The 11279-nt window shown below is 75.2% G+C and carries 9 protein-coding genes and 2 pseudogenes; 2 read left to right on the top strand and 9 right to left on the bottom strand.

Annotated elements, in window-relative coordinates:
* Nucleotides 1-56 precede the first annotated feature (56 nt).
* Both AC069K_RS01715 and AC069K_RS01710 read left to right on the top strand, forming a co-directional pair.
* On the top strand, nucleotides 57-581 hold the full coding sequence (locus AC069K_RS01715) for a DUF2243 domain-containing protein (protein ID WP_478611022.1): 525 nt from the start codon (nucleotides 57-59) through the stop codon (nucleotides 579-581).
* Nucleotides 578-1483, top strand: a complete 906-nt coding sequence (locus AC069K_RS01710; protein WP_478611019.1) for a cytochrome c oxidase assembly protein — start codon at nucleotides 578-580, stop codon at nucleotides 1481-1483. The genes AC069K_RS01715 and AC069K_RS01710 overlap by 4 nt, the downstream gene beginning before the upstream one ends.
* On the opposite strand, the pseudogene AC069K_RS01705 reads toward AC069K_RS01710, so the two are convergent.
* The 9 genes and pseudogenes from AC069K_RS01705 to AC069K_RS01665 form a co-directional block, all read right to left on the bottom strand.
* Nucleotides 1465-2970: pseudogene (locus AC069K_RS01705) on the bottom strand (carboxylesterase/lipase family protein); the annotation flags it as partial. The gene AC069K_RS01710 and the pseudogene AC069K_RS01705 overlap by 19 nt on opposite strands.
* 490 nt (nucleotides 2971-3460) lie before the next feature.
* Nucleotides 3461-3670: pseudogene (locus AC069K_RS01700) on the bottom strand (histidine kinase); the annotation flags it as partial.
* A gap of 1403 nt (nucleotides 3671-5073) precedes the next feature.
* Nucleotides 5074-5748 carry a response regulator transcription factor gene (locus AC069K_RS01695; RefSeq protein WP_365104499.1) on the bottom strand — a complete coding sequence of 225 codons (675 nt, stop codon included), beginning with the start codon at nucleotides 5746-5748 and terminating at the stop codon, nucleotides 5074-5076.
* 86 nt (nucleotides 5749-5834) lie between these two features.
* A complete protein-coding gene (locus tag AC069K_RS01690) occupies nucleotides 5835-6758 on the bottom strand; it encodes a VOC family protein (RefSeq protein WP_478611014.1) in 924 nt (307 codons plus the stop codon).
* Nucleotides 6759-6776: 18 nt separating this feature from the next.
* Nucleotides 6777-8333 (bottom strand): FAD-dependent oxidoreductase, encoded by a 1557-nt coding sequence (locus AC069K_RS01685; protein WP_478611011.1) that lies wholly within the window; start codon nucleotides 8331-8333, stop codon nucleotides 6777-6779.
* Complete coding sequence (locus tag AC069K_RS01680; RefSeq protein ID WP_478611008.1) at nucleotides 8330-8902, bottom strand: VOC family protein; 573 nt, start codon at nucleotides 8900-8902, stop codon at nucleotides 8330-8332. The genes AC069K_RS01685 and AC069K_RS01680 overlap by 4 nt, the downstream gene beginning before the upstream one ends.
* Nucleotides 8899-9300, bottom strand: coding sequence for a hypothetical protein (locus AC069K_RS01675; RefSeq protein ID WP_478611005.1), 402 nt, complete (start codon nucleotides 9298-9300; stop codon nucleotides 8899-8901). The genes AC069K_RS01680 and AC069K_RS01675 overlap by 4 nt, the downstream gene beginning before the upstream one ends.
* Complete coding sequence (locus AC069K_RS01670) at nucleotides 9297-10013, bottom strand: cupin domain-containing protein (protein WP_478611003.1); 717 nt, start codon at nucleotides 10011-10013, stop codon at nucleotides 9297-9299. The genes AC069K_RS01675 and AC069K_RS01670 overlap by 4 nt, the downstream gene beginning before the upstream one ends.
* Nucleotides 10006-11223, bottom strand: a complete 1218-nt coding sequence (locus AC069K_RS01665) for a sedoheptulose 7-phosphate cyclase (RefSeq protein WP_478611000.1) — start codon at nucleotides 11221-11223, stop codon at nucleotides 10006-10008. Before AC069K_RS01665 ends, AC069K_RS01670 begins: the two co-directional genes overlap by 8 nt.
* Nucleotides 11224-11279: the final 56 nt, after the last annotated feature.

Genomic DNA, 11279 nt, shown 5'->3' with positions numbered 1-11279 from the left:
GGACGGGTAGTCGCAGGGGAACGAGCACGGTCCCACTCCCCGTCAGGAGGCCGCCTGTGGCTACCCCTTCGACTCCCCGTCGCCAGCCGCCCCCGGACTACGGGACGGTCCGCCCGCAGCGCTCGGTGTGGTCGGGGGTGCTCATCGGGGTCGGGATCGCCGCCTTCGTGGACGAGACGGTGTTCCACCAGCTCCTGCACTGGCACCACTTCTACGACAAGTCCACCCCCGGGGTGGGACTGGTCTCCGACGGCCTCTTCCACGCCTTCGGCTGGCTGGCCGTCGTCACCGGTCTGATGGTGATGGCGGACCTGCGCCGGCGTGCCGCGCTGAGCGGCCGGGGGCTGGCCGGCGGGATCCTGCTGGGCGCGGGGTTCTTCCAGCTCTACGACGGGACGGTCCAGCACAAGCTCTTCGAGCTGCACCAGATCCGCTACCACGTCGACCTGGTCCCCTACGACTGGACGTGGAACGTGCTGGCGGTGATCCTCCTGGCCGTGGGCGCGGTGCTGGTGAGGCGCTCCCTCACCCGTGAGGCGCCCGGATCCGCACCGGCGCGGGCCCGGGAGCCGCGCCGGTGACGCCCTCGCACACGGGGCAGGCCGCGGGCATCCCGGCGGCGACGGCCGCCGTGCTCGCCCTCGTCGCGGCGGCGGGATACCTCCTGGCCGCGCGGCGGCTGAGGCGCCGCGGGGACGCGTGGCCGTGGGCGCGGGACGCCTCCTTCGCCGCGGGCCAGGCGGGCCTCGTCCTGGCCGCCCTGGTCACGCCGCCCGGCGGGGAGTTCACGGCGCACATGGTGCAGCACCTGGTCATCGGCATGGTGGCCCCGCTGCTGCTGGTGCTGGGGCGCCCGGTGACCCTGGTGCTGCGGGCCCTGCCGGCGGGCGCCGTGCGGCGCGGTCTGCGGGGCGTGGTCCGCTCCCGCCCGCTCGGTCTGCTGTTCCTGCCGCCGGTGGCGGCGGTGCTCGACGTGGGTGGTCTGTGGCTGCTCTACCGCACCGCTCTCTTCTCCCGTCTCCACGACCACCCGTGGCTGCACGCGGCCGTCTCGGTCCATGTCCTGGCCGCCGGGCTGCTGTTCACCTTCGCCGTCTGCCGGCTCGACCCCGTACGCCACCGCCACGGCCTGCCGCTGCGCGCCGCCACCCTGGTCGCCGCGGCCACCGCCCACGCGGTCCTGGCCAAGACCCTGTACGGCGCCTCTCCGCCCGGCACCGCCTTCTCCGGCCATGATCTGGCCCGCGCGGCGGAGGCGATGTACTACGGCGGTGACCTGGTGGAGATCGCGCTGGCCGTCGTCCTGGCCCGGCAGTGGTACACCGCCGCCGGACGGCGGGGAAGCGCGAGCGGACGGGGCCGTCAGCGCACCGGCCCCTGCGAGCTCGGGGGCGCGACCGTGGCCCAGAAGGCGCATTGGTGGGCCCTGTCGAAGTCGGTCCGGAGGCCGATCGCGTCCGGGGCCAGCGAGAGCGTGCGGTAGGGGGCCGGGGCAGTGGCCTGCCAGGCGGGCGGACCGGGGGCGCCGGTGCCGGCGAAACGGGACCAGAGCGTCCTCATGGTCTGCGCCAGGCGTGTCTGCCCCGCGTCGAGGCGGGGCTCGGGCGCCGCGAGATAGCGGAACAGATACGGGATCTCGGCGCCGTGGTAGGCGCCCAGGGGGAAGCCGGGCGGCGCGTTGTAGAGGACCGGCGCGGACCGGTCGGCGAACTCGTACGCGAAGACGCGGCCCGGTGCGGCGGTCGCCAGCGGGCGGGCGGACTCCCGGGTGGGGCAGGCGACGAGGTGGTCGCCGAACGCGGCCGCGAAGGCCAGCCGGTGGTCACCGCCGTACCGCGACGCCGGGTAGCGCGCGGCGACGCGCGGCCCGTCCCCCTTGAACAGCGTGGCCAGGACGACGGGATAGCTCACCGCGTCGAGGCGCACCCCGCCGGACTCCACGATGAGCGCGCCGATGGTGCCCTCGTCCAGCGTGCTGCCGATCAGCACCGGGACCTTCGCGTGGTCGCCCTCCGCGACGGCCTGGAGAGGGGGTACGGGCAGGACGGGCGTGCCGGACGTCGGCCACCAGGGCGCCGCGCCGCTGGTCGGCGCCTTCAGCAGGTCGGCGGCCGGCTTGCGCCGCAGGCACGCCACGACGGTGGCGGGGACGGTGCCCGGGCAGCCCGCCCCGGCGGCGAAGCGTCTCCCCGCCGAAGTGGACTCGGCGAGCGGGCGGGACGCCACCCCGCACGGCGCGCTCTGGACGACGGCGCGGGCGAACAGGCCGCGCGAGGCGGGCGCCGCCAGATGGTCGCAGACGCCGAGACCGCCCGAGGACTGGCCGGCCGCCGTGACCCGGGCGGGGTCGCCGCCGAAGGCGGCCGCGTTCGCCCGCGTCCAGCGGAGCGCCGCCTGCTGGTCCAGCAGACCGTAGTCGCCGGAGCCGGTGTCCGGGGCCTCGGCGGTCAGGCCCGGGTGGGCCAGGTAGCCGAAGGGGCCGAGCCGGTAGTTGGCCGTGACCACGACCAGGTCTCCGGCACGGGCCAGCCCGGAGGCGTCGTAGTGGGCGGCGGTGCCGGAGACGAACGAACCGCCGTGGAACCACACCAGGACGGGTCTGCCGTCACCGCCCCCGGGCGGGGTGAAGACGTTCAGGTAGAGGCAGTCCTCGTTGGTGACCTCGTCGGCGCCGAGCACCGCACGGGCCTTCTGGGCGCACGCCCCGGCGAACCGGGTGGCGTCCCGGACGCCCGGCCACGCGGTGACGGGCCCGGGCGCCCGCCACCGGCGCTCCCCCACCGGCGGGGCGGCGAACGGGATACCCAGGAAGGCGCGGCCCCCGCCGGTGACCGCACCGCGTACGCGCCCCGCGTCCGTGGCGACCACGCCCGGGTCCCCGGATGCCCGGACGCCCGCCCGGGCCGGGACCGCGACGGCGAGGCAGAGCAGGGCGAGCAGGGCCGCGAACAGGCGGCGGGTGGGGGCCATGGAAGGTTTCTACCCGGCGCCGCGCGGGGTCCTCTTCGCCCGAAAGGGGCACACCTGAGCGATCCGGCGCCGTCAGCCCGGGAAGGGACCCGCCACCGGCGGGAACGAGGCCCTGACGAGCAGGCCGCCGTCCGGGCCGGGGGCGAGGGCGAACCGCCCCGCCCAGCTCGGCGGTCCGCTCGCGCATGGACCGGATGCCCACCCCGTCGCCCGAGCGGTGCTCCACGAGTCCGTGCCCGTCGTCGCCGACCTCGATGACCACCTCGTCCGGCACCACCCGCACGCGCAGCGCGGCCGCCCCGGCTCCGGAGTGGCGGACGACGTTGTTCAGCGCCTCGCCCCCGATGAGGTAGACGGCCACCTCCACGGCGGCCGGCAGGGGCGGCAGCGGGTCGGGGCTGAAGCACACGTCCACCAGGAGCCGCTGCCCGAACCGGTCCGCCAGCTGCCGCAGCGCGCCGTCGAGCCCGTTGCGGTCCAGTGCGGCCGGTGCGAGGCCGGCGGAGATCTGCCGGAGTTCGGCGATGGCCTGCCCGATGCCCTCGGAGGCGGTCTCCAGGGGCCGGGCGGCGGCGGAGCCGTCCGGTACGGCGAAGCGCGCGGTGTCGATCTGGAGGCGGGCTCCCGAAAGGGCGGGGCCGAGGCTGTCGTGCAGATCGTGCCGCAGGGCGCGGCGCGCCTCCTCCCGCGTCACCACCATGCGCTCGCGGGCCGCCCGCAGGTCCTCGTAGAGGCGTACGGAGGCGAGCGCGGGGGACGCCTGCTCGGCGAGCGAGCGCAGCACCTCCTCGTCCTGGCGGTCCAGCGCCCGCTGGCCGGCCCGGGGGGCGACGCGCAGATGGCCGATGACACTGCCCTCGTAGGTGAGGGGGAAGCGGTGGGAGCCGGGGACGGGCTCGCCCGCGGCGGCCAGGGTGCGCGGACCGCCGCGGGTGTCGACCACGACTTCGGCGCCGGGCAGGTTGAGGGTGCTCACCACGGTGTCGCACAGCAGCCGCGGGGCCTGCGCGGGCGCGGCGGCCTGGCTGAGCCGCCGCGAGAGGGCGCGCACGACGTGGTAGGGGCGGGCCCGGTCGCCGTAGTAGACGCGGTCCACCACCCGTACGGCCAGGCGGGCGCAGGGGTAGAGCAGGGCTCCGGCGGCCAGGCCCACGGCGCCCGACACCAGGGCCTGGGTGCTCAGCCCGCCGGGCAGGGCGCGCAGGACCAGCAGGGAGCCCAGCGTGTACACGGCGATGAGGGCGGCGGTGAGCAGGAGGGAGCCGAGCATCTTGCGGGTGGCCCGGTCCAGTTGGCCCGAGCGGTCGCGGCTGATGCCGTAGATCGCGCAGAACGGCCACAGGAACGCCACGGTGTACGCGTACGACCACAGGGCGCCGGAGGGCGGGGCGACGCGGTTGACGTAGAGGAAGACCAGCCACAGCACGTACGGCAGGACGGGGACGATCTGCCGCCGGTCGGGCGTGCGCCACCAGCGCACGGCCATGACGGTGAGGCCGGTGAGCAGCAGGACGGTGGTGAAGGAGACGACGGGGACGTGGTCGAGCAGAGTCGTGCGCGCGCGTTTCCACGCGCCCCCGGCAAACGGGTCGGGAACGATGTAGGGGACGGGGTCGGTGTAGGCGGGCACCAGGCTCCACCCGGCGACCAGGACGAGGTAGAGCCGCCAGATCCGGTGGCGGGGCAATTGTCCGCTCGGCAGGTAGAGCGGCAGCGCGTAGAAGGCGAACTGGGCCAGCGCGTAGGAGAGCCGGGAGAAGACCGCAAGGGCGACGCCCAGGCCGTGGGGGGCGTCCGTGACGGTGACCGCGATCAGGGCCGCGTCCGCGAGGACGTTGGACGTGCCGGCGGCGACCAGGAGCGGTCCCAGGACGCTGCGGGAGTGATGGGCCGTCATGAAGGCACCCAGCAGGACCACTCCGGTGGCGGCGACGACCGGGACGCCGCGGGGAAGGATGTACGGGGTCAGCCGCGCGTCGTCCAGGTGGGCGAGCGCGAGGACGGCCCAGGTGACGGCGGAGGCGAGGGTCAGGCCGTAGGCGGCGAAGGCCGGCGCCGCCCGCCCGGCCCGTACGCTCGCCCTCTCGTCCACCGCGCGCTCCTTCAGTCCTCGTCCCCCAGGCCCGCGTCCCGCGCCCTGGCGACGGCCTCGGCGCGGGTGGTGACCTGGAGCTTGTCGAAGATGTGCGTGACGTGGTTGCGGACCGTCTTCTCCGACAGCACCAGATGCCGGGCGATACGGCGGTTGTCCAGGCCCCGGGCGATCAGCTCCAGCACCTCCGCCTCGCGCGCGGTGAGCGCCGGGAAGAGCTGCTCGGCGTCGTGGCGGCGGCCTTCGCGCAGCAGCGCGGTGAGTCGGGCCGCGGTCTGCGGGCCGAAGACCGCGCCGCCGGCGGCCACCGTGCGGACCGCGTGGAGCACCTCGCCCGCTCCCGCGCCCTTGACGAGATAGCCCCGGGCACCGGCCTGGAGAGCGGCCAGCAGGCTGCCGTCGTCGTCGGACATGGTGAGCATCAGCACCGGAAGCCCGGGGTGGAGGCCGCCGAGCCGCCGGGTGACGTCGACGCCGGAGGCGTCGGGCAGGGCCAGGTCCATGACGACGACGTCCGGGACCTGGAGCGCCACGGCCTCCAGCGCCTCGGCGGCGGTGGCGGCCTCGGCGACCACATCGGTGCCGCCGGTGCTCTCCAGCGCGGCCCTGAGCCCGCTGCGGAACAGCGGGTGGTCGTCGACGATCAGGACTCGGGGCACGGCGGTGTCCTCGTCTTCATGGCTCACAGGGCGACGTTAACGGCCGCCCGGGGCGATCCCCGGTTTCGCCGCTCGCCGGGCGCCGTCGCAGGCGGCGCCCGGCCGGGGCGCGGTCAGGCCCGGTGGGTGCCGGTCATCAGCGCGGCCATGTCCTCCGGCGCGATCCACGAGGGCGGGGGCGGCTGGCCCCAGCTGAAGAAGCTCTCGTTGACGTCGAAGACCTCCGGGTCCCACAGCTGGTCGTCGACGATGCAGTCCATGTCGGAGTAGTACTCCGTGAAGTTGCCCGCCGGGTCCTTGAGGTACCAGAAGAAGTTGGAGCCGATGTGGTGGCGGCCGAAGCCCCAGACATGGCGTTCGGGGTGGTCCTCCAGCATCGCCATGGCGCCGCGCCCGATGTCGTCGACGTCGTCCACCTGCCAGGAGGTGTGGTGCAGGAAGGGCACGGGCGCCCTCAGCACCAGGAGGTTGTGGTGGTCGGTGGTGCAGCGCAGGAACGATCCGGCGTCGCCCAGCGAGTCGCTGGTCCTGAAGCCGAGGCCGTCGCCGAAGAAGGCCGCGGTCGCCCGGGGGTCGGGGGTGCCCAGGACCGCGTGCCCCAGCTTGCTGGGTCGCACCCGGTCGGGGCGCAGCAGGCCCGGGGCCCGGCCGGTGGTGCGCTCGGTGCGCCCGGGTCCGTTGTAGGGGGTGGGGGGTGTGGGGAGCGGGGCGGGGCGCGGTTCGATCTGGAGGACGGCGCGGGCCCCGGTGACGGGGTCGGCCGCGGTCAGGGTCGGGCCGGGTCCGCGCACCGCGGCGATGCCCATGCGGCGCAGCCGGGCCGCGGCGGCGTCGAGGTCGTCGGGGTCGTCGACGCCGACGCGCATCTCGACCAGGCGGCGGGTGGGGGCCGCGACGATCCGCAGCTGCCGGCCGCCGTCCCGGGTGGCGAACCAGCCGTTCTCCCCGGCCCGCAGGCCGAGTTCGGTGTAGTACGGGGCGGTCGCCGCGGGGTCGGGGACGCCGATGGTGACGGAGGACAGGCGGTGCAGTGACATGGTGGCGCTCCTTCGGGGTCAGGGCAGGACGGCGTCGCCGCGGGCCGCGCGCAGCGCCTGGGCGACGATGGTCAGGGTGGGGTTGACGGCGGCGGAGGAGGGGAAGAAGCCGCCGTCGACGACGAACAGGTTGCGGACCTCGTGGCTGCGGCAGTACGGGTCGAGGACCGAGCGGGCGGGGTCGTGGCCGGCGAGGACCGTGCCGCACTGGTGGCCGGTGTGTTCGACGCCCATGCGGTGGGTGAGGACGAGCGGGTATCCGGCCCGGCGCATCATCCGGGCCCCCTCGCGCACCAGACGCCGGTGGGCGCGGGTGTTGACGGGGTGCCAGTCGAGGGTGACGCCGCCGCCGGGGCCGAGCAGGACCCGGTTCTCCGGGCGCGGCAGGTCCTCGGAGATGAGCCACCAGTCGACGCTGTGCGCCGCCAGTCCATCCAGGATCCGGCGGGGTACGCGCGGGTGCGCGGTCGCCATGGCGGCGGGGTGGACCTTGCCCATCAGCTGGAGGTTGCCGAGCGGGTGGGGGGTGCGGGCGCCGGCCCGGTAGAAGTCGTTGACGGCGAGGGTCTTCTGGAAGACCGAGGGGTTGATCCGGCGCGGGTCGACGGCCATCAGCACGCTGTTGTGGTGCAGCATCAGGTTGCGCCCCACCAGGCCGCTGCCGTTGGCGAGCCCCGACGGGTGGGCGCTGTTCGCCGAACGCAGCAGCAGCGCCGCGGAGTTGACGGCTCCGCAGGAGACGACGACGGTTCCGGCCGTGAGCGTGACGGGGCGGCCGTTCCTGGTGGCCTCGACGGTGGTGACCGTGCGTCCGGAGGGATCGGTGCGCAGCCGGGAGACGTACGTGTGGGTGAGCAGCCGGACCGTGGGGGCGCGCAGGGCGGGGCGCAGGGCGCGGGTCTCGGCGTCGCTCTTGGCGCCGACGCGGCACGGGAAGCCGTCGCAGGTGCCGCAGCGTTCGCAGGTCCCGCCGTCGGCCAGGTCGACGCCGAGTTCCAGCGGATGGGGGTGGAGTCCCTGGTCACGCAGCCGCCCCTGCAACTCCGCGATGCGGGGCGCGTGGGTGACGGGCGGGTGGGGGTAGGGCCGGGACCGGGCCGGCCCGGTGGGGTCGTGGCCGTCTTGGCCGTGCACCCGGTAGAGGCGTTCGGCCTCGGCGTAGAAGGGTTCCAGGTCGCCGTAGTCGAAGGGCCAGGCCGGCGAGGTGCCGTCCAGGTGCTCGACCGCGTCGAAGTCGTCCTCGCGCAGCCTCGGCAGGCTCGCCCCGTACACCTTGGTGGTGCCGCCGACGTAGTAGTGGGTGGCGGGGGTGAAGGCCTTGCCGCCGGTGGTGTGCCAGGGCTCGGCGTTGCGGTAGCGGCCGTCGCCGAAGACGGCCCGCGGGGACCAGTTGGCCTCCTCGCGTGGCAGGAAGCCGCCGCGCTCGACGACCAGGACGCGTGCGCCGGTCCCGGCGAGGGCCCAGGCCACCGCCGCTCCCCCGGCGCCGGAGCCGACCACGAGGACGTCGGCGTCGTAGCGCGTGGCGTCGTGGCGGACCACCGGCGGCGTGCCGGGCCCCCAGATCCCGTTCATGTCCCTCTCCTCTCGTGCGGCGGTTCCGGCCGGTACAGGCGTACGGCGGTGTGCTCCTCGTAGGGCTGGTGGCGGGGGGCGTGGACAAGTTCGAGGTGCAGGCCCCAGGGGGTGGTGAGGTACACCCACCGGGTGCCGCGGATGGGCCCCTCGCCGACCTCCTGCGGCTCGCCGAGCATCCGTACGCCGGGGGTGGCGGCGAGCCGGCGGACACTGGCGTCGAAGTCGTCCGTCCACAGCGCGAGATGGTGGCCGCCGACGTCGCTGTTGCGGGGCATCGGCCGGTGCCGGCCGGGTCCGGTGTACTCGAAGAGTTCGACGTTGAGGGCCGGGCCCAGCCGCAGCATGGCGATGTGGACGGTGGCACGGGGGTCGACGCCGAGTTGGCGCCGCATCCAGTCGTCGGCGGCGGCGACGGGTCCGGTGCGGTAGGCCTCCTCGGCGCCCAGGACCTCGGTGAAGAAGGCGACGGCGTCGTCGAGGCGGGGCACGGTGAAGCCGATGTGGTGGACCGCCCGCAGCCCGGGGACGCGCGAAGGGGCCGGTGCGGTGGGTGGGTCGGTGGTCATGTCCGCTCCTGGGTGGTGTCGGGGGTACGGGGTGGCAGGCGCCGGGCGACGGCGTCGGGGGTGAGGGTCAGGCACAGCAGTTCGGCGCCCCGGGGTCCGGCCCGCAGCGTGACGTCCTGGGCGGTGGGGGCCAGGAGCAGGTCGCGGGCGCCGAGCGCGGTGCCGGCGGGCGGGGCGCCGGGCCGGTGGAGGGTGAGCGGGCCGTCCAGGACGTACCAGGCGGCTTCGGCGTCGTCCCGGCCCACGAGGTCGTACCGCGCGTGGGGCGCCAGGCTCACCCGGTCGACGGCCTCGCACTCGCTGTGCAGCATGCCGCGCCGGGCCAGGCAGCGGACGCGGAGGGGGCTCGGGCCGCCGGTGTGGAGGGCGGCCGTGCGGCGGCTCGCGTTGACGATCACGGGTGCTCCTCTCTGGGGACGTCCAGGACGGCGTGGAAGTACTCCAGCCCCTCGGGGCCCGCCCGGAGGCGGCACTCGGTGCCCAGGGGCAGGGTCAGGGAGACTCCGGGAGCCAGGGCCACGCCGGCCGCCCCGACCTCGGCGGTGCCGGCGCCGTCGGTGACGTACACGGTGTGTTCGACGTCCTGGGCCGCCAGCCGGGCCGTCTCCCTCGGGAGGAGACAGCTCACGCGTACGGTGCGCAGGGGGCCGGTGAGGACGCCGGCGGCGTCCACGGGTCCGGCCCGGCGCAGGTCGGTGATGACGGCGTGGGTGGTGCGGGCCGGGTCGGGCATGGCGGTCTCCTTCGTGGGGGGTGGGGCCGGGACTTCGATGACGAGCCAGGACAGCGGCGTTCGCGCGGTGTTGCGCAGTCCGTGGCTGCGGCCGAGGGCGGTGAGGACGGCCGTGCCGGGCCGGACGGGGTGGGGGTGGCCGTCGAGGGTGATCTCGCCCTCGCCTTCGAGGACGAAGTACAGCTCCTCGGTGCGGGTGTGCCGGTGTTCGCCGCTGACGCCGCCGGGTGGCAGCCACGCCCACTCGACCGCCTCCCACCGGCCGTGCAGCCCGGTGCGGCGGGCCAGGCACGTCCAGCGCGAGAGTCCTTCGGAGGCGTGCACGCCGTGCACGTCGGCCGGTTCGCGGACGTCCGCGACGACGATCGCCTCACGCATGACCGGCCGCCCCGCCCGCCGTGTGGGCCGACTTCAGGCGCCGGGCCGCTTCGGCCAGTTCCCCGGGGGTGACGTCGTCGACGAAGACGGCCGCACCGATACCGGTGGGCAGCGGAAGCCGCTGGCTGCCGTCGCGGTGGCGGACGGTGTCGGCCAACGCCTCGCCCAGCAGGCCCGGTTCACACAGCTGGTGCCACACGGGCAGTCCGAGACCGCGCATCGCGTCCAGGATCCGCCGGCTCTCCACCGGCGCCACCAGCCCGCGCCCTTCGGCGATCAGCGTGGTCAGGGCCATGTCGACGCACACGGCCTCGCCGTGCAGCAGCTCGGGCAGGGCCCGCATCTCCAGCGTCGGGCTGAAGGAGTGGCCGTAGTCGACGACCCGCTCCAGCTCGCTCTCCCAGAGGTTGCCCTGGAGCTCCTCCAGCATGCCGTGCACCGCCCGGCCGAGGACGTCCCGCACGGCGGGGTCCCCCCGCCGGTCGCCACCCTGGAAGCGCTCGCCGACCAGCCGGCCGCCGTGGGCCTCCAGGAGGGCGAACAGCTCCCGGTCCTTGATCAGCGCGATCTTGAGGATCTCGGCCATGCCGTTGCTCAGGTGCCGCCGGTCGAGGGTGGCCAGGAAGCGCGGGTCGAGGAGCGTCAGGGCGGCCGGGTGGTAGGTGCCGAGCCGGTTCTTGTGCGGTCCGAAGTTCACCCCGGTCTTCGCCCCGACGCCCGCGTCGACCAGGCCGATCAGCGTGGTGGGCACGCGGACGTACGGGGTGCTGCGGCGGTAGAGGCCGCATGCCAGGCCGACGACGTCCATCAGGACTCCGCCGCCGAGGGCGACGACCGGCTCGCTGCGCCGGGCGATGCCGAACCGGTCCATCGCCCCGGCCACCGAGAAGACGGCGTCCATCGTCTTGAGCTGCTCGTGGGCGGTCAGTACGTGGATGTCGAAGTCCAGCCCGCGCGCGGCCGCGTAGGCGCGCAGCCGGTCACCGTACAGCTCGTCGACGGTGGTCTCCACGACCAGGAGCCGGCGGCGCGGGGCGGGGCCGCCGCCGGGGACTCCCGCGCCCGCGAGCGCGGGGTTGCGCGGGTCCAGGACGTCCGGGGTGAAGCCCACCTCGTAGCGGACGGGCTTGGCGGTGCTCACGGTCCAGGAGCGGACCGGCTCGCCCGAGGTGAACAGGCCGTGGGAGGAACGGGGGGCCAGGGTGGTCACGAGGGTTCTCCTCACAGGAGGCGGTGGGTGGTGGGTGGTGGGGCGGATATGTCCCT

The sequence above is a fragment of the Streptomyces sp. NPDC043908 genome (assembly GCF_056435525.1).
Note: the sequence above shows the minus strand (reverse complement) of the source record. Positions and strands in the feature narration are given on the sequence as shown.